This is a genomic window from Mesorhizobium sp. M0062 (assembly GCF_040323125.1).
Lineage (GTDB): Bacteria > Pseudomonadota > Alphaproteobacteria > Rhizobiales > Rhizobiaceae > Mesorhizobium.
Genome location: NZ_JAMYUO010000026.1, coordinates 52245 through 76790, shown reverse-complemented (window position 1 = coordinate 76790; position 24546 = coordinate 52245). Strand labels below are relative to the sequence as shown.

Annotated in this window: 25 protein-coding genes; 11 read left to right on the top strand and 14 right to left on the bottom strand. The window is 63.6% G+C overall.

Annotation, left to right across the window (positions count from 1 at the left end; genetic code table 11):
• Window position 1: 1 nt before the first annotated feature.
• On the bottom strand, window positions 2–913 hold the full coding sequence (locus NKJ64_RS24815; protein WP_023826548.1) for a polysaccharide deacetylase family protein: 912 nt from the start codon (window positions 911–913) through the stop codon (window positions 2–4).
• The gene (locus NKJ64_RS24810; protein ID WP_196814829.1) at window positions 888–1160 is read right to left on the bottom strand and encodes a hypothetical protein; all 273 of its coding nucleotides are present in this window, start codon (window positions 1158–1160) and stop codon (window positions 888–890) included. The genes NKJ64_RS24815 and NKJ64_RS24810 overlap by 26 nt, the downstream gene beginning before the upstream one ends.
• A gap of 112 nt (window positions 1161–1272) precedes the next feature.
• On the opposite strand from NKJ64_RS24810, the gene NKJ64_RS24805 reads away from it, so the two are divergent.
• Window positions 1273–2517 (top strand): DegT/DnrJ/EryC1/StrS family aminotransferase, encoded by a 1245-nt coding sequence (locus tag NKJ64_RS24805; RefSeq protein WP_023826549.1) that lies wholly within the window; start codon window positions 1273–1275, stop codon window positions 2515–2517.
• A 21-nt stretch (window positions 2518–2538) separates the two neighbouring features.
• Here the strand turns inward: NKJ64_RS24805 and mocR are convergent, their stop codons facing one another.
• From mocR to NKJ64_RS24785, 4 genes are all read right to left on the bottom strand, one after another.
• Window positions 2539–4005: a rhizopine catabolism transcriptional regulator MocR gene (gene mocR / locus NKJ64_RS24800; protein WP_245261374.1), complete on the bottom strand. Its 1467-nt coding sequence runs from the start codon at window positions 4003–4005 to the stop codon at window positions 2539–2541.
• A gap of 1 nt (window position 4006) precedes the next feature.
• Entirely contained in the window at window positions 4007–4213 is a 207-nt protein-coding gene (locus tag NKJ64_RS24795; RefSeq protein WP_023682225.1) for a LacI family DNA-binding transcriptional regulator, read from the bottom strand.
• A gap of 213 nt (window positions 4214–4426) precedes the next feature.
• Window positions 4427–5338: a myo-inosose-2 dehydratase gene (iolE, locus tag NKJ64_RS24790; protein WP_023826551.1), complete on the bottom strand. Its 912-nt coding sequence runs from the start codon at window positions 5336–5338 to the stop codon at window positions 4427–4429.
• Window positions 5339–5552: 214 nt separating this feature from the next.
• The gene (locus tag NKJ64_RS24785; RefSeq protein ID WP_023826552.1) at window positions 5553–5840 is read right to left on the bottom strand and encodes a DUF3175 domain-containing protein; all 288 of its coding nucleotides are present in this window, start codon (window positions 5838–5840) and stop codon (window positions 5553–5555) included.
• A 229-nt stretch (window positions 5841–6069) separates the two neighbouring features.
• On the opposite strand from NKJ64_RS24785, the gene NKJ64_RS24780 reads away from it, so the two are divergent.
• From NKJ64_RS24780 to NKJ64_RS24750, 7 genes are all read left to right on the top strand, one after another.
• On the top strand, window positions 6070–7242 hold the full coding sequence (locus NKJ64_RS24780; RefSeq protein WP_050588124.1) for an MFS transporter: 1173 nt from the start codon (window positions 6070–6072) through the stop codon (window positions 7240–7242).
• Between the two features lie 155 nt (window positions 7243–7397).
• Window positions 7398–8426, top strand: a complete 1029-nt coding sequence (gene gntR, locus NKJ64_RS24775; RefSeq protein ID WP_023826554.1) for an HTH-type transcriptional regulator GntR — start codon at window positions 7398–7400, stop codon at window positions 8424–8426.
• 324 nt (window positions 8427–8750) lie between these two features.
• Complete coding sequence (locus NKJ64_RS24770) at window positions 8751–9875, top strand: sugar ABC transporter substrate-binding protein (RefSeq protein WP_023682221.1); 1125 nt, start codon at window positions 8751–8753, stop codon at window positions 9873–9875.
• A 94-nt stretch (window positions 9876–9969) separates the two neighbouring features.
• Window positions 9970–11535: a sugar ABC transporter ATP-binding protein gene (locus tag NKJ64_RS24765; RefSeq protein ID WP_352463508.1), complete on the top strand. Its 1566-nt coding sequence runs from the start codon at window positions 9970–9972 to the stop codon at window positions 11533–11535.
• On the top strand, window positions 11532–12512 hold the full coding sequence (locus tag NKJ64_RS24760; RefSeq protein WP_023826556.1) for an ABC transporter permease: 981 nt from the start codon (window positions 11532–11534) through the stop codon (window positions 12510–12512). The genes NKJ64_RS24765 and NKJ64_RS24760 overlap by 4 nt, the downstream gene beginning before the upstream one ends.
• The gene (locus tag NKJ64_RS24755) at window positions 12509–13495 is read left to right on the top strand and encodes an ABC transporter permease (RefSeq protein ID WP_023673071.1); all 987 of its coding nucleotides are present in this window, start codon (window positions 12509–12511) and stop codon (window positions 13493–13495) included. The genes NKJ64_RS24760 and NKJ64_RS24755 overlap by 4 nt, the downstream gene beginning before the upstream one ends.
• 2 nt (window positions 13496–13497) lie before the next feature.
• A complete protein-coding gene (locus NKJ64_RS24750) occupies window positions 13498–14052 on the top strand; it encodes a gluconokinase (RefSeq protein WP_023673072.1) in 555 nt (184 codons plus the stop codon).
• On the opposite strand, the gene NKJ64_RS24745 is transcribed toward NKJ64_RS24750, so the two are convergent.
• Window positions 14047–15192, bottom strand: a complete 1146-nt coding sequence (locus tag NKJ64_RS24745) for a hypothetical protein (protein WP_352463507.1) — start codon at window positions 15190–15192, stop codon at window positions 14047–14049. The genes NKJ64_RS24750 and NKJ64_RS24745 overlap by 6 nt on opposite strands.
• Before the next feature lie 113 nt (window positions 15193–15305).
• Here NKJ64_RS24745 and NKJ64_RS24740 point away from each other — a divergent pair, with 113 nt between their 5' ends.
• Window positions 15306–16847, top strand: coding sequence for an acyl--CoA ligase (locus NKJ64_RS24740; RefSeq protein WP_502902889.1), 1542 nt, complete (start codon window positions 15306–15308; stop codon window positions 16845–16847).
• 65 nt (window positions 16848–16912) lie between these two features.
• On the opposite strand, the gene NKJ64_RS24735 is transcribed toward NKJ64_RS24740, so the two are convergent.
• Window positions 16913–17362 (bottom strand): RrF2 family transcriptional regulator, encoded by a 450-nt coding sequence (locus NKJ64_RS24735; protein WP_352463505.1) that lies wholly within the window; start codon window positions 17360–17362, stop codon window positions 16913–16915.
• Between the two features lie 260 nt (window positions 17363–17622).
• Window positions 17623–18606 (bottom strand): sulfate ABC transporter substrate-binding protein, encoded by a 984-nt coding sequence (locus NKJ64_RS24730; RefSeq protein WP_352463504.1) that lies wholly within the window; start codon window positions 18604–18606, stop codon window positions 17623–17625.
• A gap of 227 nt (window positions 18607–18833) precedes the next feature.
• Here NKJ64_RS24730 and NKJ64_RS24725 point away from each other — a divergent pair, with 227 nt between their 5' ends.
• Together NKJ64_RS24725 and NKJ64_RS24720 are read left to right on the top strand one after the other, a co-directional pair.
• The gene (locus NKJ64_RS24725) at window positions 18834–19103 is read left to right on the top strand and encodes an AbrB/MazE/SpoVT family DNA-binding domain-containing protein (RefSeq protein ID WP_023739913.1); all 270 of its coding nucleotides are present in this window, start codon (window positions 18834–18836) and stop codon (window positions 19101–19103) included.
• A complete protein-coding gene (locus NKJ64_RS24720) occupies window positions 19103–19501 on the top strand; it encodes a type II toxin-antitoxin system VapC family toxin (RefSeq protein WP_352463503.1) in 399 nt (132 codons plus the stop codon). Before NKJ64_RS24725 ends, NKJ64_RS24720 begins: the two co-directional genes overlap by 1 nt.
• A gap of 14 nt (window positions 19502–19515) precedes the next feature.
• On the opposite strand, the gene NKJ64_RS24715 is transcribed toward NKJ64_RS24720, so the two are convergent.
• From NKJ64_RS24715 to NKJ64_RS24695, 5 genes are all read right to left on the bottom strand, one after another.
• A complete protein-coding gene (locus tag NKJ64_RS24715) occupies window positions 19516–20556 on the bottom strand; it encodes a sulfate/molybdate ABC transporter ATP-binding protein (protein WP_352463502.1) in 1041 nt (346 codons plus the stop codon).
• A 73-nt stretch (window positions 20557–20629) separates the two neighbouring features.
• Entirely contained in the window at window positions 20630–21514 is an 885-nt protein-coding gene (cysW, locus tag NKJ64_RS24710; RefSeq protein WP_023690809.1) for a sulfate ABC transporter permease subunit CysW, read from the bottom strand.
• Complete coding sequence (cysT, locus tag NKJ64_RS24705; protein WP_023687973.1) at window positions 21507–22358, bottom strand: sulfate ABC transporter permease subunit CysT; 852 nt, start codon at window positions 22356–22358, stop codon at window positions 21507–21509. The genes cysW and cysT overlap by 8 nt, the downstream gene beginning before the upstream one ends.
• Window positions 22359–22376: 18 nt before the next feature.
• Window positions 22377–23405: a sulfate ABC transporter substrate-binding protein gene (locus NKJ64_RS24700; RefSeq protein WP_023673082.1), complete on the bottom strand. Its 1029-nt coding sequence runs from the start codon at window positions 23403–23405 to the stop codon at window positions 22377–22379.
• A gap of 230 nt (window positions 23406–23635) precedes the next feature.
• Window positions 23636–24319, bottom strand: coding sequence for a M15 family metallopeptidase (locus NKJ64_RS24695; RefSeq protein WP_352463501.1), 684 nt, complete (start codon window positions 24317–24319; stop codon window positions 23636–23638).
• Window positions 24320–24546 lie beyond the last annotated feature (227 nt).

Below are 24546 nucleotides of genomic sequence, written 5' to 3'. Positions count from 1 at the left end.
CTTACGGCGCTGACCGGGTGGCCGCTTTGCGGGCCTTTGCCGGTGTCGATGCCCCGAGCCGTGCACGAAGCTCCTCGCGCAGCGGCTTCATGCCGATGATGTCGATGTCCTGCGCGCCGAGCCAGTCGCGGAAAGCCTGGTCGCGGAAGAGTTCGTATTCCTCGGTACGGATATAGGCGGAGCGCGGCTCGATGAGTTCCAACTCGCCCGGCGCATTGAAATGCAGGCAAAAGAAGGTCAGGCCTTCGCGGACCCCTTCGACCAATGCCTTGTAGGCTGGCTCTATCGGTTTTGAGCGTGGACGGCCCCAGGTCGTCTGTATGGCAGCGTCGAAGATGACAAAGCCCTTGGCCCGGGCTTCAGTGACGCCGCGCTGGAACGCCGCTTCGGTGACGCCGACGAGATTGTCATTGGGCGAATAGGCCGACAGCGTTTTGGTCAACAGCACCGGCAGCCGATATTCCAGGCCGAGCTTGATGTAGACGTCGCAAAACTCCGGCGACAGCGCTGCCCCCATATGGGCGTCAAGATGAGTGACGTCGATGCCGGCGCGGTAGGCGGTGTCGATCTGGGCGCGAAGCTCGGTTTCCACCGCTTGCGGTGCTGCCTTGCGGCGGGTGGTCGCGACATCGGGCCAGAAATAGCCGAACTCGTCCGTCAGGCCGGCCGCGCGCGACGGCGACGTCAGCGGCCGCCATTTGTAGTGCTGCTTTTCGCTGTTCAGCGTCAGGTGGACGCCGAGATCGAGCCGGGGATTGGCGGCTGCCGCTTCGGCCATCTCAGGGAACCATGGGCACGGCACCATCACGGCGCCGGAGCTGCAGGCGCCCAATGCGGTCAGTTCGAGGAAGGCGCTGTTGGCGCCATGGCACATGCCGACATCGTCTTCATGCAGGACGAGCTGTCGCGTCATGGACGGCCACCGTCTTGCCGGTCACCGTCTTGCCGGCCACCATCTTGCCGGCACGCCGGTTTCGAGGGTCTTCCAAAGTGTGTCCCGTGCTGCATGGAACCGACCGTTTGCCCAACTGGACGCGATGGAACGCCCAATGCGGGCTTTCCGACAGGGCCACTTCGACGAATTCGGATGGGTACGATTTTTCCGCGGGCCTGCGTTCTGGAATGCCGATTTCATTCGCTATGCCCACATTCGGCGTCAAACCCGGCCATCAAGCAACCAGGATGGCTTGGTCAGATCGCAGCGGAGTGGTTCTTTCAAACAGCGGCCGCAGGCGTACTGCCTTCATACCATCAGCGATGTGGAGACTTGCCATGTACACTGCCGGCGAAGAAGAGATCGAAGCCATTGCCAGGGTGATCCGCTCGGGCGCGCTGTTTCGCTATGGCGAGAACAGCGAGTGCAACCGCTTCGAGGCGCGCTATGCAAGGCATCTCGGCGTCGAGCATTTCGCGCTTGCCGCCAGCGGCACCTATGGGCTCGCCGCCGGCCTGATCGGCCTCGGCATCGGCCCGGGCGATGAGGTGCTGGTGCCGGCGCACACCTATATGGCGACCGCCACAGCAGTGCTGTCGGTCGGCGCCATTCCGGTCATTGTCGATATCGACGAGAGCCTGACCATCGACCCGGCCGCTCTGCGCGACGCCGTCGGCCCGCTCACCAAGGCGGTCATCCCGGTACATATGTGGGGTGCGGCCTGCAACATGAACGCCATCATGGACATCGCTAAAAAACGCGGTCTGCTCGTGCTGGAAGATGTCTGCCAGGGCATTGGCGGCGGCTATGAGGGCAAGAAGCTCGGCTCGATCGGCCATGCCGGCGCCTACTCCTTCAACTACTTCAAGAACATGACGTCGGGCGAGGGCGGCGGCATCGCCACCAGCGATCCGAAAGTGGCCGAGCGCGCACGCTGCGCCATCGACCCCTGCCATTTCTACTGGCAGGGCCGCAGCGACAGCATCAAGCCGTTCGCCGGCATCGGCGCGCGCGCCTCGGAACTGATGGGTGCAATGCTCAATGTCCAGCTCGACCGTCTCGACGGCATCATCGAGGCGATGCGGGCGGAGAAGAAGAAGGTGCTGGCCGGCACGCGCCATCTCGGCAATCTCGGCCTGACGCCGTCGCCGATGAACAGCCCCGACGACGATTGCGCGGCGCAGGTGATGTATCTGCTGCCCAGCGAACAGGCGGCGCAGACTTTTTCCAAGACCATTCCGAGTGTCATCGCCGGCAAGACCGGCCGCCACAATTTCACCCAGTGGGATCAGGTGCTGATGCATGAGGGCGCGCATCATCCGGCGCTCAATCCGTACACGCTGCCGGAAAACAAGGGCCTGCGGCTGACCTATGCCGACGATCTGGGCAAGGGTTCTCTCGACATCCTCAACCGCACGGTGATGATCGCGATGAATCCGGCGCATGGCGACGCCGACATCGACGACATGATCCATAACATCGATGCGGCGGCCCGTGTGGCGCTGGAGAATGCCTCGCTGGACGATGTCGAGGTGCGCAAGGCAGCGCCCGTCGATCTGCAGAAATTCGATAGTGTGAATTGAAGCGCTCAGCGCTGGATCGGCCTATTGCCGGTCCAGCCGCATGAAGGCAGCGCGCAACGCCAGCACCGCGCGCAGGATCTGGCGTTCGTCCATCGCGGCATAGCCGAGCAGCAGGCCGTGTTCCGGCTCGCTCGAATGGTAGTTGATCGAGATGCCCTGCACGTCGAGGCCCTCCTTGACGGCGGCGGCGACGACGTCACTGTCCTTGTAGGGTCGGACAAAACTGGCCAGCAGCTGCATGCCGGAATCGTTCTCGGTCACCGTCAGCCATTCGGCCAGATGCTCCTGGCACAGCTTGACGAAATTGGCTTGCCGGCGCGCATAGAGGCGGCGCATGCGTTTCAGATGCGTGGCGAAATAGCCTTGCGTGATGAATTCGTTGACCGTCGCCTGCAGGATCAGCGGCGCGAACTGGCCGGTGATCGAGACGGCACGGTCGAAGGGCACGGACAGTTCGCGCGGTACGATGAGATAGCCTATGCGCAGCGCCGGGATCAGCGTCTTGCCGAAGGAACCGATATAGACGACGCGGTCGGCATGATCGAGGCCGCGCAGCGCCGGCACCGGCCGGCCGCGATAACGGTATTCGCCGTCATAATCGTCCTCGACGATCCAGGCGCCGTGGCGTTCCGCGATGTCAAGCAGTTGCAGCCGTTCTTCGATGCGCATGATGGTGCCGAACGGCCATTGGCAGGATGGCGTCACATAGATCAGGCGTGGCGGAGGCAGGTTGGGGTCGGACAGGTGCCAGCCGTGGCGATCGACCTTCAAGGGCGCGAGCTGCGCGCCGCTGGCGAGAAAGGCGCTCTTGGCGCCGAGATAGCCGGGCTCCTCCATCCAGACATGGTCGCCTTCGTCCATCAGCACGCGCGAAGCGAGGTCGAGTGCTGCCTGCGCGCCGGTGACGATGATGACCTGGTCGGCGGTGCAGTTGATGCCGCGCGACAGGCTGATGGTCGACGCAATGGCCTGGCGCAGACCGGGATGGCCGGCAAAGGAGATATAGCCGAGCAAGTTCTCGTCGCGGCTGCGTGCGTTGCGCACCAGAAGGCTCGACCAGATGGTGAAGGGGAAGGACGCGGTTTCCGGCACGCCGGGATGGAAGTTGATGACACCGGCATTGCGCGGCGGCTGCGGGCCGTTGACGATGGTCTGACCGCGCCGCGAGAGCTTTTGCGGAGCGGCAAGCCCGGCGCGCAGCGCGGCCGGCGGGCGTTTCTGCTGGATCGGCGCCACCCAGGTGCCGGACCCGGCGCGCGCCTCTATAAACCCTTCGGCGAGCAGCTGGTCGTAGGCGGCGATCACCGTGTTGCGGCCGACCTTGAGATCCTCGGCCAGCGAGCGTGTCGAAGGAAGCAGCGTGTTCTGCTGGATCTGGCCGTCGAGGATGAAGCGCCGCAGGGCGCCGTAGATCTGCCGGTGCATCGGTTCGTCCGAGCCGCGGTCGACCGACATGATGTCGAGGGAAAGGCGCATATGGTCGGCCAAGCTAGTCTCCGACCAACCTGGCGGCGCGGGCGATCTTCTCTTCGTTAAGCAGGCAGACAGTCTCCAGCACCAGCCGTCTGGTTTCGGGATGAACCTCGCGGCTGTTCTTCAGCGCGCGGTGAACGGTTGCCGCGCCGAGTTCCGCCTTCTCGGCGATCTCACGGATGGTGCAAAGCCGTTCCATGCCGAGTGCCGCCTCGAATGCCATGTCGCTCCTCCATCTGCATCAAGGCATGCCTCGTCGCCAGCCTCAAGCTGGAAACGCCGGGCCGGCAACTCGGGGGCAAAAATTTCGATGCCAAGAACTGTGCGATCCGCGCCGCCAAGGGAGGGCGGCGGCGCGGATCGCCGGGCGCTTTCGCGTCGCTACCCCTACCGAGGCGCGCGCCCAACCGGCCAACCACCAGCCCCCCGGCGGTGGTCAGGCCATGTCTCGTGTAGCCACCTCGAACCCGGCCTTGCGGGCCGTGGCGAGAAGCGAGGCGTAACCTTTCGTGGCATAGGTCAAGGGATGTGCCTTGGCCGGATCCTGCTCGGCCTCAACGACGATCCAGCCTTCGAAGCCATGGCTGGCCAGAGGCTGCAGCAGCGACAGGAAATCGACGGAGCCATCGCCGGGCACGGTGAAGATTCCTTCCATCACTGCCGCCATGAAACTCATGTCCTCGCGCCGTGCCTTCTCCAGCACGGCCGCGCGGACGTCCTTGCAATGAAAATGCACGATGCGGTCGAGATGCCGGTTCAGGAGCGAGGCCGGGTCGCCGCCCGAAAACAGGCAATGGCCGGTATCGAACAGCAGGCCGACGCTCTTGCCGGTTGCGGCCATCAGCCTGTCGACCTCGTCATCGCTCTCGACGATGGTGCCCATATGGTGATGGAAAGCCATGCCGACGCCGAAGGCAGCCATGCGGTCGGCGAGTTCGGTCAGCTTCTCGCCATAGGCGCTCCATTCGCCGTCAGCGAGGCGCGGACGCTGCGAGATCGGTGCGAAAATGCCGTCATGACGGCCGCGCGAGGTGTCGGCATAGACCACGACCTCGGCGCCGAGGTCGCGCAGCAGGGTCAGATGCGAGGTGACGGCGGCGAATTCCTCGTCGACCGTGCGGTCGAGGATGCGGCCGTCATACCAGCCGGAGACGAGCTCCAGTCCGTAAGAAGACAGGATCGGTCCAAGCTCGTCGCTTCGCCTGGGGAATTTGCCGCCGAGTTCGGTGCCGCGATAGCCGGCCTGCCTGGTTTCCGACAGGCATGTCGCGAGCGGCGTATCGCCGCCGAGTGCGGGAACATCATCATTGCTCCAGGTGATGGGATTGATGCCGATCTTGACCGTCATGCCGCTACTTCAAAGGGCTCGGGGAAACACAAAGCCGAGGCCGGCAAATTGAGGGGAAAGAGGACCTGTCACTAGGTCCAGTTGAGGTGAATTTGGCAGAGCCAATCGGGAGCGCTAAAGCGCGTCCCGTTTGAACGGACTAAGTCGACGCGCTTAGGTCTTTGTTTATGCATGTCGTTGTCTCAAAACCGGCGCCACTTTTGAGCGACATGCATTAATCCTGCTGCGGCCGTCCGAAGGCCGCGCGCAGTTCGTCCTTGGCGTCCTCGAGCACTTTCCGGCGCGCCTGCGGCAGGTTCTTGCCGGCGCGGTTGATGTAGAAATTCAGCATCGACATGGCCGACTCAAACGGCTGGGCCTTGCGGCGGTCGCTGTGCTCGGCCGAGCGCTTGAGCGAGGCCGCGATCTTCCTGGCGTCGTCGGCTTCGAAGATGTGGTCCTCAAGGTCCATCGCATCGCTGTGCTCGGTCACCTCGGCCGACCATTTTTTCTTCGCGGTCATGACAAACTCCTTCCTGTCGCAAAAACTCGGGCAGGCCGCCGCGGTTCCCGAGAAATCGCCGGGCCGCTGGAGCCACGGATCATGGCCCTGTGGCGCTGCCCGTCGCGGTGAATGCGCCGATAGTGGCGACACAACGGTCGACTTCCCAGGACCGTAGACAGGAAACGCCTTGACCCCGATCGTCGCCAATCAGGCGGATAGCCCCGGCATCGACAGCAGCTACGCCTGGATGCGGCTTGCCATCTCCATGCTGCTGGCGACGATCGGTGCGGTCGGCATGTGGGCCGTCGTCGTCGTGCTGCCGGCCGTGCAGGCCGAGTTCGGCGTTGACCGCGCCGCGGCATCGATGCCCTACACCGCAACCATGGTCGGCTTCGCCGCCGGCAATGTGCTGGTTGGCCGCGCGGTCGATCGCATGGGGTATTGGATCCCGGCACTGCTATCCTCGGTGGCTCTCGCCGCCGGCCTGCTGCTCGCCGCGTTGTCGACCTCTATCCTGCAATTCACCCTTGCCCAGGGCGTGCTGATTGGTGTCGGCACATCGGTGATCTTCGGGCCGCTGATCGCCGACATCTCGCACTGGTTCAACCGTCGGCGCGGCGTCGCCGTCACGGCGGCGGCTGCTGGCAACTATCTCGCCGGAGCGCTCTGGCCAACCATCATGCCGACACTGATCAAGGCGGAAGGCTGGCGCTTCACCTATGCCGGCATCGGTGTCTTCTGCCTGGTCACCATGGTGCCACTGGTGCTGTTGTTGCGGCGCGCTGCTCCGACGGCGGCTGCCGCCGGTTCGCCCGGAAGCCGGCCAGTGCAGTCGATTTCGCTGTCGCCGGCGGCGTTGCAGGTGCTGCTGATCGTTGCCGGTCTCGGCTGCTGCGTGGCGATGTCGATGCCGCAGGTGCACATCGTCGCCTATTGCATGGATCTTGGCTACGGCATTGCGCATGGCGCCGACATGCTGTCGATCATGATGGCGGCGGGCGTCGTCAGCCGGCTTGCCTCCGGCTTTGTCGCCGACCGCATCGGCGGCGTGAAAACCCTGCTTATCGGTTCCGTGCTGCAATGCCTGTCGCTTTTGTTTTACATCCCGTTCGACGGGCTTGCCTCGCTCTATGTCGTGTCGCTGGTGTTCGGCCTGTCGCAAGGCGGCATCGTGCCTTGCTATGCCATCATCGTGCGCGAATACCTGCCCGCCAGGGAGGCCGGCCAGCGTATCGGCATCGTCATGATGGCGACCATCTTCGGCATGGCGATCGGTGGCTGGATGTCGGGCTGGATCTACGACCTGACCGGCTCCTACGCCGCCGCGTTCCTCAACGGGATCGCGTGGAACTTGCTGAACATAGTGGCCATCGGGCTGCTGCTGTGGAAAGCAAAACGCAGTGCTGCCCTGATGGCTTAGGAAGGCAGGATTGCCCTGTTGCTTGACAAGGGCGATTGGCTGCGCGACGCCAGCAGGCGAGTGGGTGCGGCAGCAGCCGGCATGGTGGCAGTGGAAAAGCTGAACATGGTTTCGCAAGGGCGCAGCGGCCGGGGCCCGGCACGTGGAGGATGTCCATGACCAAGCCGCGCTCGCGTCGCGGCGGCGGCCGCCCGACCCTATCAGATGTTGCGCGCAAGGCCGGCGTCGGCGCCATCACCGTGTCGCGGGCTCTGCGCGAACCGGAACGCGTCAGCCAGGATCTGCGGCGCCAGATCCAGGCCGCCGTCGACGAACTCGGCTATATCCCGGATCCCAATGCACGGGCGCTGGCCTCGGCGCGCGCCGATGTGTTCGGCGTGCTGGTGCCGTCGCTGACCAACAACGTCTTCGCCGAAGTGGTGCGCGGCATCTATGACTGCCTGTCGGACGGCCCGTTCCGCGTCCAGCTCGGCAACACCCATTATTCCGGCCTCGAGGAGGAGCGCCTGCTGCAGGTGTTCGCACCGCAGCGCCCGGCGGCGCTGATCGTGGCCGGCATCGACCAGACGCCGACCTCGCGAAAGCTGCTGGAGAGCGCGGGCTGCCCGGTGGTGCAGGTGATGGAGACTGGGCCCGATCCGGTCGACATGCTGGTCGGCTTCTCGCATTTCGACGGCGGCCGCACGGCGACCGAGCATCTGATCGAGGCGGGCTACCGGCGGATCGGCTTCATCGGCGCACGCATGGACCCGCGGTCGCAGCGGCGGCTTGCCGGCTATCGCGCGGCAATGGAGAAGGCCGGCCTGTTCGACCCCCGGCTGGTCACCACCACGCCGCTACTGTCCAGCGTGACGCTCGGCCGCGAGCTGCTTCGCGATGCGCTGGCCAAGATGCCGGCGCTCGACGGCGTCTTCTGCAACAATGACGACATCGCGCTCGGCGTTTTGTTCGAATGCCATAGCGCCGCGCTCAACGTGCCGAAAACAATCGGCATTGTCGGCTTCAACGACCTCGAAATGATGCAGGCGGCGTTCCCGCCGCTCACCAGTATCCGCACCCCTCGCTATGAAATCGGCCGTCGGTCTGTTGCCATGGCGCTGGCGGCGATCGCAGGACGAAGGCCTGAGCAGCGGGTCGTCGATCTCGGTTTCGAACTCAAGCCCCGCGAGAGCACCGCACGCTGAACACGCTTGGCGGCCTCAGCAAATGGTGCTTTACACAACGTCATGGTAGCGCTACCATTTTCGTCGGGCAGACGTTTTGATGAGAGGCCGTGCCTGTTTATTATACATAAGCAACAGCTCATGCTTGTTTATTATGTATAATATGCTAGTTTCGTTTCTCGCCTGTGAAGCGGCGAGGGGGAGGGGATCGGGCCGGCTTCGGGCCCTTGAGACGTGGCGCCGGCCAGGCTGGAGGGCCTTCGGCAGGCGTGGAAAACACACCACGACAAACAGCATCAAATAAACAAGCAGCAGCAAATAAAACTACAACTGGGAGGAATATCGATGATCAAGTCACTTGTTGGTGGCATCGTTGCCGCCACTGCATTCGTCATGCTGAGTTCGTCGGCCATGGCCGACCCGGAAGTCGTCAAGGGACCGTCGGCTGAGCCGGATTGCTTTGCGCCCTGGGCGGCCGATACGCAGTTCTTCAAGTTCCCCAAGAAAGACGGCCCATACCGCATCGCGCTCGCCAATGGCTATATCGCCAACACCTGGCGCATCCAGATGGTGCAGACCGCCAAGGCCTATGCGGCCCAGCCGGAGGTCGCCGCGAAACTGAAGGAATTCAAGGTCGTCTCGACCGGCGAGGACGTGCCGGCCCAGATTTCGGCGATCAACAACTTCATCGATTCCGGCTATGACGCGATCGTCGTCAACGCCCAGAACCCGACCGCTTTCGGGCCGGTCATCAAGCGCGCCAAGGAAGCTGGCGTCATCCTCGTCGCCTTCGACAATATTCTCGACACCAAGGACGCCATCAACGTCAATGTCGACCAGAAGGGCCTTGGCGAATTGTGGGGCAAATGGCTGGTCGGCCATGTGCCGAATGGCGGCAAGGTGCTCGAAGTGCGCGGCGTTGCCGGAACTTCCGTCGACACCGACCGTCACAACGGCATCCATGAAGCGCTCGATGCCTCCGGCAAGAAATGGGACGTCACCGAGGTGGTCGGCAAATGGGACGACGGCGTGGCACAGAAGGCCACGGCCGACGCCATTGCCACCAACGGTCCGTTCGACGGCATCACCGGGCAAGGCGGCGACACCGGCATCGTGCAGGCGATGATCGATGCCAAGCATGCTTTCGTGCCGTTCGGCGGGGAGACCGAGAACGGTTTCCGCAAGTTCTGCGCGGCACATGCCGGCGACGGGCTGAAATGCTCATCGGCCGGCACCGGTCCGGCGCAGGTCGCGGTCGCCATCAAGACGGCGATTGCCGCGCTCGAAGGCAACGTCGTTCCGCAAGCAGTGAAACTGCCACTGGCGATCGTCGAGGATCCGAACTTCAAGGCCGGTCAGGATTTCTTCCCCGACCAGTCCGACAATTTCTTCGTCGGCAATTCCTTCCCGACCTGCGGCATCAATTTCACCGCGCAGGAAATTATGGGCCAGACCAAAGCTGACCAATAGGGGCTGACCAATAGGCGGCATATCCGGCGCCGCGGGATCTCCGCGGCGCCGGCCACTCGATATCCCTTGAAGTCAAACTGCCTCGGGAGGGCCGATGGACGGTGCGGTTCCGCTCTTCCGGATGGAAGGCATATCCAAGCGCTATGGTGGTGTGCGGGCGCTGGAAAAGGCCGAGCTTTCGGTCTCGTCCGGTAGCATCCACGCCATTCTCGGCGAAAACGGCGCCGGCAAATCGACGCTGATCAAGGTCATGGCGGGCGTCGTCGCGCCCGACGAAGGCCGCATGATGCTGAACGGCAGCGAGGTGACGTTCGCTTCGCCTGCTGCTGCAAACAAGTCCGGCATCGTCTGCATCTTCCAGGAGCTGTCGCTGGTTCCCGAACTCAGCGTTGCCGACAACATCGTCATCTCCGATCCGCCGAAGCGTTTCGGCATGATCGACCGCAAGGCGCAGCGCCGCATTGCCGAGGATGCGCTGGCACGCGCAGGTGCGGCCGACATCCATCCATTGGCGCTGGTCAAGGATCTTCCGCTTTCAAGAAGACAGATGGTCGAGATCGCCAAGGCATTGGCCAGGAAGCCGCGCATCCTGATCCTCGACGAGGCGACCTCGGCCCTGACCGCGACGGACGTCGCCAGGATATTCAGCGTGCTCAAGCGATTGCGCTCGGAAGGGCTGGCGCTGCTTTACATTTCGCACCGCATGAACGAGATCGCCGAGCTTGCCGACCACTGCACGGTGTTTCGCAACGGCCGCAATGTCGCCAGCTACAAGGCAGGCACAAAGAGCGACAACGAAGTCGTCGAACTGATGATCGGGCGCGAATACAGCCATATTTTCCCGCCGAAACCCGCGCGCACCGCAGCCGCCGCCGTTCCCGTGCTGGAGGCGCGCAAGCTGTCCTGGACGGACCGGCTGGACAATGTCTCGCTGACGGTCGGGGCAGGCGAGGTCGTCGGCCTTGGCGGCCTGGACGGCCAGGGCCAGCGCGAATTGCTGCTTGCCTTTTTCGGTGTGCTGCGCGGCCTCGGCGGCCAGATCCTTATCGACGGCAAGCCTGTTTCGATCGCCAGCCCCCAAGCGGCGCGCGACGGCCGCATCGGCATGGCGCTGATCCCGGAGGACCGCAAGACCGAAGGCCTGATGCTGCCGATGACGGTGCGCGAGAACCTCTCCTTTGCCGCCCTAGACCGGCTGTCCAAGGCCGGCATCATCGACCGCGCCGCCGAACAGCGGCTGATCGACGACATGGTCGGGCTGCTGGCGATCAAGACGGCCGGCCTCGACATTCCGGTCGGTGCGCTGTCGGGGGGCAACCAGCAGAAGGTGGTCATCGCCAAATGGCTGATGCGCCAGCCGCGTATCATCCTGCTCAACGATCCGACGCGCGGCATCGACGTCGGCACCAAGCAGGAACTCTATCAACTGATGCGCAAGCTGGCGGATGCGGGGGCGGCGATCCTGTTCTATTCGACCGACTATGACGAACTGATCGGCTGCTGCGACCGCGTGCTGGTGCTCTATGACGGCGCGGTCAAGCGCGAGCTGGTCGGGGCCGAGATCACCGAGCGGGCGCTCATTGCAAGCGCGCTCAACATCCATGGCGATGACGCCGGCGCGACAGACGATACCGGCGCAAGACAGGGAGCGGACGCGTGAAAGAGTGGCGCTACTGGCTGGCCGAGCAGCGCGGAACACTGATGGCACTCGGCATATTCATTGTCATGTTCGTCATCTACACCTCGAACCATCCGGCGGGCTTCACCGCCAATGTCGTGCAGACGGCGTCCAACAAGGGCGTGCTGCTCGCCTTCGTCGCCATGGCGCAGACACTGGTCGTGATCACCGCCGGCATCGACCTCTCCATCGGCATGATCTTCACGCTGACCAATTGCCTCGCCTCCTGGCTGGTCATAGGCACCGGCCTCGAGACCGCTTTCGGCGTCATCGCCGTGCTCGGCACCGGGCTCCTGTGCGGAGCGATCAACGGCGCCATCGTCATCTACGGCCGCCTGCAGCCGATCGTCGCCACGATCGCCACGGGTGCGGTCTATTTCGGCATCGCGCTGCTGCTGAGGCCGTTTCCCGGCGGTTCGGTCAACGAAGGTCTCGCCGACGCGCTGACCGGGCGCCTGTTCGGCGTAGTGCCGGCCAGTCTTATCGCGCTGCTCGCCGTCGTGCTAATCGTCTGGGTGCCGTTCAGCCGCTCGGTGCTCGGGCGCGCGGCTTATGCGGCCGGCTCGTCGGAGACGGCGGCCTACATGTCCGGCGTGCCGATAAGGCGCGGCAAGTTCGCTGCCTACGCGCTCGCAGGCCTGTTGGCCGCGATCGGCGGACTGTTCCTGACCTTCTTCACCTATACGGGCGATGCAGCCTATGCCAGCGGCAACGCCTATACGCTGTTTTCAATCGCCGCGGTGGTGCTGGGCGGCGTCTCGCTGTTCGGCGGCAAAGGCAGCGCCATCGGCGCCATCTTCGGCGCGCTGGCCTTCCGCACCATCGGCGACCTGTTGTTCGTGTTCGATTTCGACCCGCTATGGCAGCCACTGTTCCAGGGCGTTATCCTGCTGGTTGCGGTCAGCCTCGGCGCCTTCGCACTGTTTCGGGTCCGCAACCGGCTGGAGTGGTTCCTGTGAGCGAAACGACATTGGGCGGCATCGCCGGCCGCATGCCGAAATTCATCCGCCGCGCCGATCCGGCGGTGCTGACGGCCTTCGCCTGCATCGTGCTGTTGCTGTTCCTAGGCAGCCTCTATTCCAGGAGCTTTCTGTCGCCTGAATATCTCTTGCAGCAGCTCAAGGTGGCCTCGTTCCTCGGCGTCATCGCCACAGGCATGATGCTGGTCATCCTGCTAGGCCAGATCGACCTGTCGGTGCCGTGGGCGGTGGCGGCGGGCGCGATGATGGCGTGTGCGGCCGCGGCCTATGGCCCGATCGGTGTGGCGCTGGCCATCCCGTTCGGCATCTTTTGCGGGGTGCTGATCGGGATCGTCAACGGCTTTGGCGTCGCCTATCTGCGCATACCCTCGATGATCATCACGCTCGCCACCAACGCTGTCGCGCAAGGGCTCATGGTCGTTTATACCGGCGGCTACTCGCCACAGGATTCGGCCACCGGCGCCATGCGCTATCTTGCGACAGGTTTCACCATTCCTGGCGTACCTAACGCCGTCATCATCTGGGCGCTGATTGGCGCTGCGATGGTGTTCGTGCTGTCCCGCACCAGCTTCGGCCGCACCGTCTACGGCATCGGCAACCGCGAGCGTGCCGCCTATCTCTCCGGCATCGATACAAGGCGCGTGGTGATGATCGCCTTCGCTATCTCAGGCGGGCTGTCCGCCTTTGGCGGAGTGCTTCTCGCCGGCTATGCCTCCAAGGCGGCGCAATCGATGGGCGATGCCTATCTCCTGCCGTCGATCGCCGCCGTGGTTCTGGGCGGCACCTCGATCCTGGGTGGCCGCGGCTCCTATCTCGGCACCGTCGCCGGTGTCATCCTGATCACGCTCCTGCAGTCCATCCTTTCGGTCATGCAGATGCCGGAGGCGGGGCGGCAGATCGTCTATGGCCTGGTCATCGTTGCCATGCTCCTGCTCTACGGCCGCGCGCCGGCAAGCCGCTGACCGTGGACGAAAAGACCGCAAAGGCGCCAATGGGCGCTACCGGCTCAGTGCCTCGGGCCATTGTGGTGATGGGCGTCGCCGGCTGCGGAAAATCGGCTGTCGGCAAAGCATTGGCAGCAGAGGAAGGGGCCGTCTTTGTCGAAGGCGACAGGCTGCACCCACCCGAAAACGTCGCCCGCATGGCGAGCGGCGAGCCGCTCACAGATCAACTGCGTGAGGGCTGGCTCGATGCCATTGGCGAGCGGATCGCCGACCTGACCGGCAGCGGCCAAAGCGTGGTTGCCGCCTGCTCGGCGCTGAAGCGCAGCTACCGCGATCGTCTGCGTGGCTTCCGCCGGGATATCGATTTCATCTATCTGAAGATCGATCCCGCAACCGCCAAGCAGCGTGTCGCCAACCGCAAGGGCCATTTCATGCCGGCAAGCCTGGTCGAAAGCCAGTTCGCCATCCTTGAGCCGCCTGGCGCCGACGAGCGGGCGCTGACGGCCGACGCCACACTTCCAGTGGCTGAAATCGTCACCGCCGTTGCCAGCCTGCTGGCCGGCGCAAAATCATGAACCACCCTCGTCGGGCAAGGCGGTTTCCGGCCGTTCGGTGAACCGGTCGGCGCCGGACCAGACCATCATTTGCTCGGGATAGAGTTTCAGCGCCTCCAGCAAGCGGTCGCGCTTGAGCAATATGTACTCGGCCTGCAGCGCCATGTTCTTGGCGCCGGCTCTGGCCGCGCGCTCGCCGGCCTCTGCCGGGGCCGGCACCAGTTCGGGACTTAGGACGGCGCGGTATTGGCGGAACGGATCGGTCTCAAAGGTCGACATGGAAAACAGCGCCGCCTTGCCTCTGGCAGCGAAATTCGTCGGCGCCGAGGCGAGGTGAGTCCAGCCGCTCTCGCCAAGGCCGACTTCGGTGAATGTCGAGCCGGCATGCACCGTGTTGGTCACCAATACGACGCCGTTGCTGCCAAGGATCTTCTGGATCCGGCCGGTGACCTGGTAGGCGTCGTTGCGGTCGAACACGATCCGGCTTTTCAGGAAACGGTTCTCGACCCGAACCATCGGCGGGTTCAGGAAGCGCAAGCCGAAGGTCGAATCGGATATGCCGTGAGCCCTGACGCTGAGCTGGTGTGTCTCGATGCCGGCTTCATGGAGAGCGCGTTTGCCGATGATGGTCTGGGTCGTGAACTGATCGCACCAGATGATAGCGCCGTGGCCGCGCTTCAGCGCCGCTTGCAGGCCTTCCCGGCCCTCCAGCCGGATATTAGGTGACCAGCGGCGGCCGATGAGATGCGCGGCAAGCAGCAGACGCCGGCGGTGGTTGGCGCAGAGCAAGGCCCTGAACTGCCTTTGCGCATCGATGCCATTGCCGAGCACGGCGCGCGTCGCGGCGGCGTAGCGCACGAAATCCTTGCGGATATGGCGCTTGAGGCGCAGCCCCGATACGCGGCTGCAGACCGCGGCCCACCAATCGACCGGCAGCGATGCCGCGACGCCGATGTAGAAGGCGGCCAGCAGCAGCTCGCGGAGATCCCTGTTGTTGAAGGTGCGCAACTTGCCGGCGCGGACCTGCTTGCGGCTGAAGAAGCGGACATGCTCGGCGCGTTCGGGCACCAGGATGTCGGCGATGATTTCCGTATGATAAATGACGGCGGAAGATGGTGTCCGGTCGGCTTTCCGGGATTTTCCCAACCACGGCAGCCTCATCCGATCGGTGTCCACCTGTTCTTGCGTGCGTCCGGAAATCGCTTTACTGCGTCTGCCACGGGCGCGCAATCGGCGCCGGCAAGGCCATGGTGAACGCCATTCAGGGTTCGAACTTGAAACAGGCCCTATCGGTAGCACTTCCCCAACTGGCGCCCTGGCGGCCGGCTGCGGTGGCGCTGATGGCGCCGGACCGGCCATCCCTGAGCTTTGCCGGCCTCGCCAATCTTGTCGATAAGCTCTGCGGCGATCTCGCCAGGCGTGGCGTTGCCCGCGGCACGGCCGTCGGCATCGTCTTGCCCAACGGCCCGGAAATGGCGGCCTGTTTCCTGGCGGTCTCGGCGTTGGCGACGGCGGCGCCGCTCAATCCGGCTTACGGCGAAGACGAATTCCGCTTCTATCTCGGCGATCTCGATGTGAAGCTGCTGCTGTGCGGACAAGGCATGGGCGATGCCGCGCGCAACGCCGCAAAGGGGCTCGGCATTGCGGTGCTCGACGTCGTCGTGACTGACGGCGCCAAGGCCGGCGAGTTTCTGCTGGCGGGCGACGCCGAGGTGGAGGCTGCCAGCGAGGCTCGCCTCGACGATATGCAGCTCAACGGGCCGGACGATTTCGCGCTTGTCCTGCACACATCGGGAACCACGGCGCGGCCGAAGATCGTCGGCTTGCGGCAGCGCAATCTGCAGGCATCGATGGCCAACATCGCCCGCACCTTGGCGCTTTCGGCAGACGATATCTGTCTCAACGTGATGCCGCTGTTCCATATTCACGGGCTGATGGCGGCGCTCAGCGCACAGCTGGCAGTCGGCGGCGCTGTTGTCTGCACGCCGGGCTTCAACCCGCTCAAATTCTACGGCTGGCTGGGCGACTTCAGGCCGAGCTGGTACAGCGCGGTGCCGACCATGCATCAGGCGATCCTGGCGCGCGCCGCGCGCAATGGCGAAACCATCGCGGCTGCGAGGTTGCGCTTCATCCGCTCGTCTTCGGCAGCGCTTCCCGACACCGTGTTCCGCGACCTCGAGCGCGTCTTCGGCTGTCCGGTGGTCGAGGCCTATGGCATGACCGAGGCGGCGCACCAGATGACATCCAACGGCCTGCCGCCGGCGCGCCGCAAGCCAGGCTCGGTCGGCCTGCCTGCGGGTCCGCAGGTGACGATCCTGGACGACAAGGGGACGATCCTGCCGGCGGGTGAAAAGGGCGAGATCGCCGTGCGCGGCGCCAACATTCATGATGGCTATCTCAACAATCCGGTGGCCAATGAAGCTGCCTTCAGCGATGGCTGGTTCCGCACCGGCGACCAGGGTCTGATCGACGAGGATGGTGATCTGAAGATCACCGGGCGGCTGAAGGAGATCATCAATCGCGGCGGCGAAAAGATCTCGCCGCTCGAGGTCGACAATGTGCTGCTCGATCATCCGCTGGTGGCGCAGGCGGTGACCTTTGCCGTGCCGCACGCCATGCTCGGCGAGGAGGTGGGTGCGGCCATCGTGCTGGCCGAGGGCGCCACCGCCGATGCCGAGCAGATCCGCGATTTCGCGCGCAGCCGGATCGTCGAGTTCAAGGTGCCGCGCCACATCCTGTTTCTCCAGGAGATACCCAAGGGTCCCACCGGCAAAATCCAGCGCGTCGGCCTGGCCGGCAAGCTCGGCCTGGTCTGAGGACTCTCATTTGAGCATGATCTTGTCCGAAAACCGGTTCCCACTTTTCGGGACCATGCTCTTATTTAGATCTGCGATGTCAGCTCGACCGGAAAATCATCATTGTCGGCGTCGCGCATGGCGGCGAGGCTGCGATTGTCCAGCACTTCGGCGATCGCCAGGCGCACTTCCAGCATCATGTGCCGGACCTGGCAGGTCGCCTCGTCGCAATCCTCGCAGCGCTGGTATTGCGTGCGGCTGGCGCAGGGTATGGGAGCGAGCGGGCCGTCCAGCACGCGCACGACGTGGCCGATCTTGATTTCGGAAGCCGGCCGGGCGAGGCGATAACCGCCTTCCTTGCCCTTGCGACTGAGGACGAAACCGGCATTGCGCAGCTCGCCCAGAATGGCATCCAGGAATTTCTTCGGGATGTTGTTGGCGATCGCGATGTCGTTGACGAATGCAAGCTGGCCGACCGGCAGGCCGGAAAGATGCACGAGGGCCTTGAGGCCGTATTTGCCTTTTTTGGTAAGCATGCCCGCTTCAGTTCATGAAAACCCCAACCACCCGCATCTGGCGGTTGTTTGTGTGCAAATCATGACGTTTCGCCTGAACAACCCGGTTTCGCGTAGAACAAGCCGCCCGATTGCACGTTAGGCACAAAGGCGTTGATTCTTTGTAACGTTTTTCACCGATCGCGACAGATTCCGCATGAAAGCCGTTTGTCGGCGCGCGAAAACGAAAAAGCCGGCAAAGCGCCGGCTTTCTTGTGAGGTGAGGTCGAACGCTGCTGATATCAGCGGCTGCCATAGGTCTGGTCGAGCAGACCGCCGGCGGCGAAGTGCTCCTTCTGTACCTTGTCCCAGCCGCCAAAGACGTCTTCCACCGTCAGCAGGCGGACATCGGGGAAGTCGGCCTTGTATTTTGCCGCGACTTCAGCGTTGCGGGCGCGCAGGCCATTTTCAGCCGCGATGGTCTGGCCTTCGGGCGTGTAGAGGAAATCGAGATAGGTCTTGGCGAGGTCACGGCTGCCGTGCTCGTCGGCGACCTTGTCGACGATCGCCACCGGGAATTCGGCGAGCAGGCTGACCGTTGGCGTGACCTGTTCGAACTTGTCGTTGCCATACTCCTTGCGGATGCCGCGCGTTTCCGACTCGAAGGTGATCAGCACGTCGCCGATCTCGCGTTGCACGAAGGTGGTGGTGGCGGCGCGCCCGCCGGTGTCGAAGATCGGCACGTTGTTGAACAGCTTGGTGACGAACTCCTTCACCTTGGCGTCGTCGCCCTTGAAGGCTTCCTTGGCGTAGGCGGTTGCGGCCAGATAGGTGTAGCGCGCATTGCCCGAGGTCTTGGGGTTGGGGAAGATCACCTGCACGTCGTCGCGCACGAGGTCGTTCCAGTCCTTGATGTGCTTGGGGTTGCCCGCGCGGACGAGAAAGGATGGGAGCGAATAGAAGGGCGAGGCGTTGTCGGGGAAATCCTTCTGCCAGTCAGCGGAAACGAGGCCTTTCTTGACCAGGAAATCGATGTCGGTGACCTGGTTGAAGGTGACGACATCGGCGCCGAGGCCTTCGGCAATGGCGCGCGCCTGCGCCGAGGTGCCGGCGTGCGACTGGTCGACGGTGACGCCCGGATGGCCGGCGATGAAAGCCTTGTTCACCTGGGCGAACAATTCGCGGCCGACATCATAGGAAGCGTTGAGCAATTTGTCGGCCGACCAGGCCTGCGAAGAGGCGAGGACCAGGCCGGCGGCGGCTACGCTGAGGAAAAATCGCTTCATGAAAAGGAGCTCCTTGAGAGGCCGTTTGTCGATGCATCGATATAATGCGCCAACATAATAGGACCATGTCCAGCGCGGCCAGACATGCGCGCCGGGTTCGCCATTCGACGATGAGAAAAAGCGTTGCCGAAACAGCCGATTGGTAGGATTTCCTTCCAACGCCATGCAAAATGATTACATCTTGCCGTTGGGGCATATACATTTGGCATATACAAGGATGCATCGTGATGCCGCAACACCGCCATTCAACGCCGCCGAGAGAGGCGAAGCTCTTCCGCAACAACCGCAGCCAGGCGGTGCGCATTCCCGTCGAGTTCGAGCTTCCCGGCGAAAAAGTCCTGATCAGCCGCGACGGCGATCGCCTGGTTATCGAGCCAGTCCGTAAACCAGGCCTCACCGCCTTGCTCACCCAATGGGCGAAAGAGCCGCCGCTTGGTCCTGAAGACGACTTTCCCGAGATCCATGATGCGCCCGTGGGGCCTGAGGATATCTTTTGATGCGGTTCATGCTGGACACCAACATTCTCAGCGACATGATCCGAAACCCTGCCGGCAAGGCTGCCAGTGCGGCGGTTCGCGCGGGAGACGGTGCCCTGTGCACCAGCATCGTTGTCGCCTCGGAGCTGCGCTATGGCTGCGCCCGCAAGGGATCGGCCAAGCTGCTCGCCAAGGTGGAGGAATTGCTCGCCGAGTTACCTGTGCTGCCGCTCGACGTGCCGGTGGATGCCGAATACGGCGCACTTCGTGCCGAACTGGAAGCAAGGGGCCAGGTCATCGGCCACAATGACCTTTTCATTGCTGCCCACGCCTGCGCGCTGGGGACGACGCTGGTTATGGCCAACACCGGTGAGTTCAGCCGGATCAAGGGCCTGAAGGTCGAGAACTGGCTGGAGTAGCGCCGGATCGACGTCTATGCCGCCGGGAAAAGCTTCCAGCGCCGCGGCCGGAACGCCACCCGGCTCTTCTGCGCCGCAGGATGGTCCACAGGCAGTTCAATCTCGACCCGCTGGCGCTCGCCGCCGATTTCCAGTTCGACGCGTCTTGTGCCGGCGACGCGGCGGCTGGCGGCGACCGTGCCGGCGATGCAGCCGCTGCAGCCGTCGAGCAGTTCGATATCGTGCGGGCGGAAGTACAGCGTCGCATCGCCCCCGGGTGCGTGCGGCGCCGACACGCCGATCGGACGGTCGGCGAGCCAGATCTCGCCATTCTCAACCTTGACCGGCAGCATGCTCGATTCACCGATGAAGGAGTAGACGAAGGGCGAGTTCGGCGTGTCGTAGATCTCGTCGGCGGAGCCGACCTGCTCGATGCGGCCCTGGCTCATCACCACGACGCGGTCGGCAAGCTCGAGCGCCTCTTCCTGGTCGTGGGTGACGAAGACGGTGGTGTGGCCGGTACGGTCATGGATCTCGCGCAGCCAGCGGCGGAGTTCCCGGCGCACCTGCGCATCGAGCGCGCCGAACGGCTCGTCGAGCAACAGCACCTTGGGCTCGATGGCCATGGCCCGGGCGAGCGCCACGCGCTGGCGCTGGCCACCGGAAAGTTGCGCCGGATAGCGCTTTTCCAGGCCGGAAAGCTGAACGAGATCGAGCAGTTCGGAGGCGCGTCGGCGGATTTCGGCCGCCGGTGGTCGCGACGGTCCATGCCGGACCTTGAGGCCGAAGCCGATATTGTCGGCGACCGTCATGTGCCGGAAGAGCGCATAGTGCTGGAAGACGAAGCCGACATTGCGCTCCTGGATCGAGCGGTGCGAGGCGTCCTCGTCGCCGAAGAAGATCTTTCCGCGCGTCGGCCGCTCCAGGCCGGCGATAAGCCGGAGCAGCGTCGTCTTGCCGGAGCCGGATGGCCCAAGCAGCGCGATCAGCTCACCCGACTTGATGTCAAGCGATACGTCATGGAGGGCCGGAAACCGGTCAAACTCCTTGCGTACGTTGGCAACGCGAACTTCCATGTAGATCCCTCAGTAATTTGGTGCATGTCGTTGTCCCAAAACCGGTTCCCAGTCTTGGGCGACATGCATTTAGTCAGTGCCCGCGCGTCGCGGCGATCTCGGCGCCGTAGCGCATCTCGAGAAGTGTTTTCAAGACGAGCGTGACCAGCGCCAGGCCGGCAAGCAGCGAAGCGACGGCAAAAGCGCCGACGGCGTTGTACTCGTTGTAGAGGATTTCGACATGCAACGGCATGGTGTTGGTCAGCCCGCGTATGTGGCCCGACACGACCGAGACCGCGCCGAATTCGCCCATCGAGCGGGCGTTGCACAGAAGCACGCCGTAGAGCAATCCCCATTTGACGTTGGGCAGCGTCACGTACCAGAAGGTCTGCCAGCCGTTGGCGCCCAGAGAGAGCGCGGCTTCCTCGTCGCCGTTGCCCTGTTCCTGCATCAGCGGGATCAGTTCGCGGGCAACGAAGGGGAAGGTGACGAAGATGGTCGCGAGCACGATGCCGGGCACGGCGAACAAGATCTGGATGCCGTGCGCCTTCAGCCATTCACCGAACAGTCCCTGAGCGCCAAACAAAAGCACATAGACCAGGCCGGAAATGACCGGCGAGACCGAGAAGGGCAGGTCGATCAGCGTGGTTAGAAAAGCCTTGCCCTTGAACTCGAACTTGGCGATCGCCCAGGCAGCCGAAATGCCGAAGACGACGTTGAGCGGAACGGCGATCACCGCCACCAGCAGCGTCAGCCGGATCGCCGAGCGCGTATCGGGATTGGAGAGCGATTCCGTGTAGGCGCCAATGCCTTTCGCCAGCGCCTCGTGGAAGACGATGATCAGCGGCAGCAGCAGGAAGATGGCGAGGAAGGCGAAGGCCACCGCCATCAGCAGCAGCCGCACCGGCCGGCTTTCGGTCACCGCCGCCGACCGGCTCTCGTGATGCGGTTCGTAGGATTTGATCTCGGGGTCAGCCATAGCGCTTGCGACTCCATGACTGCGCCAGGTTGATGACCAGCAGCATCACGAACGACAGCAAAAGCATGATTGCCGCGATCGCGGTGGCCGCCGGATAATTGTACTCCTCGAGCCGGATGACGATCAGAAGCGGTGCGATCTCCGACTTGTAGGGAAGGTTGCCGGCGATGAAGATGACCGAGCCGTATTCGCCGACGCCGCGTGCGAAGGCGAGTGAGAAGCCGGTGATGATGGCCGGCGCCAGGCCGGGAAACAGGATGCGGGTGATGATCTGGAAGCGGTTGGCGCCGAGCGTCGCGGCGGCTTCCTCCACTTCCTTGTCGATCTCCTCCATGATCGGCTGCACCGTGCGCACGACAAACGGCAGGCCGATGAAGACGAGCGCCACGACAATGCCGAGCGGCGTGTAGGCGACCTTGATGCCGAGCGGCGCCAGGAGATGGCCGATCCAGCCATTGGGCGCATAAAGAGTGGTCAGCGCAATGCCCGCGACCGCGGTCGGCAGCGCGAAGGGCAGGTCGACCATCGCGTCGACGACGCGGCGGCCGGGGAAGCGGTAGCGCACCAGCACCCAGGCGACGAGCGTGCCGAAGACGACGTTGACGGCGGCTGCGATGAAGGCTGTGCCGAAGCTGATTTCGAGTGCGTTGATGGTCCGGCGGTCGGTGGCGATCGCCCAAAAATCGGTCCAGCCGAGGGCTGCCGAGCGCCAGATCAGGCCCGACAGGGGGATGAGGATGATGAGCGTGAGGTAGGCAAGCGAGAAGCCGAGCGTCAATCCGAAACCCGGAATGACACTCGGCTGTCTGAATCGCCACCCCGCCTTGGCGGGTGCTATGGTCATGTCGTCCTGATCTAAATCCTACTGGGCCGGCTTGTAGATCTGGTCGAATATACCACCATCGCCGAAATGATAAGGCTGTGCCTTCTTCCAGCCGCCAAAAAGCGGATCGTCGATGGAGATCAGCTTGATTTCGGGCGTCTTCGGAATGTCAGCCGCATCCACCAGCTCGGGCTTGGCCGGACGATAGTGGTTCTTGGCGATGATCGTCTGGGCTTCCTTGGAATAGAGCCAGCCGAGATAGGCTTCGGCGACCTTGCGGGTGCCCTTGGCATCGACATTGGCGTCGACGATCGCCACCGGCGGCTCGGCCAGGATCGAGGTCGGGGGATAGACGATCTCGAAATTGTCGGCTCCGAATTCATTGAGCGCCAGATAGGCGTCGTTTTCCCAGCCGATCAGCACGTCGCCGATGCCCTTTTGCGCGAAGGTGACCGTCGAGCCGCGCGCACCGGTGTCGAGCACCGGAGCATTGGCGTAGAGCTTGCCGACGAATTCCTTGTTCTTGGCTTCGTCGCCGCCATCATTGGCGTTGGCATAGGCCCAGGCGGCAAGGTAGTTCCAGCGGGCACCGCCGGAGGTCTTGGGGTTCGGCGTGATCACCTGGACGCCGTCCTTGACCAGATCGCTCCAGTCGTGGATGCCCTTCGGGTTGCCCTTGCGGACCAGGAAGATGATGGTCGAGGTGTACGGCGCCGAATTGTTCTCGAACTTCTTGCGCCAGTCCGGGTTGATCTTCTTCGACTTGGTGACGATGGCGTTGATGTCGCCTTCGAGCGCCAGCGTGACCACATCGGCATCGAGGCCGTCGATCACGGCGCGGGCCTGGGCGCCGGAGCCGCCATGCGATTGCTGGATGGTGACCGTCTCGCCGGTCTCGGCCTTCCAGTGTGCGACGAAGGCTTCGTCATAGGCCTTGTAGAGTTCGCGTGTCGGGTCGTAGGACACGTTCAGAATGGTCGTATCGGCAAACGCGAAACCGAGCGTGCCGAACTGGATCGATGTGGCGACCAGTGCGCCGAGCAGTTTCTTGAAATGAGGTTTGGTCATTTCCGCCTCCGTTGATGACGGCTGAACTCTATCGAATTGATAGAAATTAGATGCATTCAACGTTGCATTTTTTGTCCCCCCGAAGGAAATTTTCGCCGATATTGGGTTTCGGAAGGAAATATTTTCCTCATATTGGTCTAACCCGAATCCGGCCGGTTTGACGCTATCTAGGAGCTGACACCGCAGAAGCAAGGCCGAGCGAGGGAAGGCTCGCTGTAGCACCGGGCACTTCAGCCCGCAGTGATGGGAAAATCGAAGCGCAGTTTTGGAAACGGCTCATCCCGAAGCGTGTAGTGCCACCACTCGCGCGCATAATTCTTGAAGCCGCCGGCGCGCATGGCGTCGAGCAGCTTTTTGCGGTTTGCCGCTGCTTCTGCCGCCAATGGGCGATGGGCGGTTTCGCTCGCCGGGTCGAAACAGTCGAAGCTGGTGCCGAAATCGAGCGTGCCGGCGCCGGCCGCGCCGCAAGCGGCGGATGACTTGTTCTTGCCGTCGCTGCGGGCGATGGCGACATCGACGGTCGAGCCGCGCGAATGGGTGGACAATTCGCCGATATAGCCCTTGGCGATGAGGTCGCCGCGCGGCACCAGAGGGTACCATTGCGGATCGGGCGGGCCGCCCTCTCTGGTCCATTTGCCCATGTCGGCAACGGCGCGGGCCGGGCGGTAGCAGTCGAAGACGACCAGCGTCAGGCCGTCGGCGGCGAGCGCTTTCTGCACGCCGGACAGCGCTTGCGCAGCTTGCTTCGTGAGGATGCAGACTGGGGCGTCGTAGCCATCGGCCTTGCGATGCAGGAAATTTTCCAGGCCGGCATAGCGGATGTCCTGGCGGATCGAGGGATCGACATCGGCCAGGCGGACGAAGCCGGCGGGCAGGGGATCGGCGGCGGCGGGGGAGCAAGTCGAAACGAACATGGATACGGCTAAGGCCAATCCTCGATGCAAGCGCTTCGGCACACCCCCCTCTGGCCTGCCGGCCATCTCCCCCGCAAGGGGGGAGATCAGGTGTCGCTGCGGCTTTCGCCAATTTTCAACGTTGCTGAATGAGCGCGGCGCCGAAGCTGCCAATCTCCCTCCTTGCGGGGGAGATGGCCGGCAGGCCAGAGGGGGGTGCCTCGCGCCGGGTTTCAGGCGAAGAAACC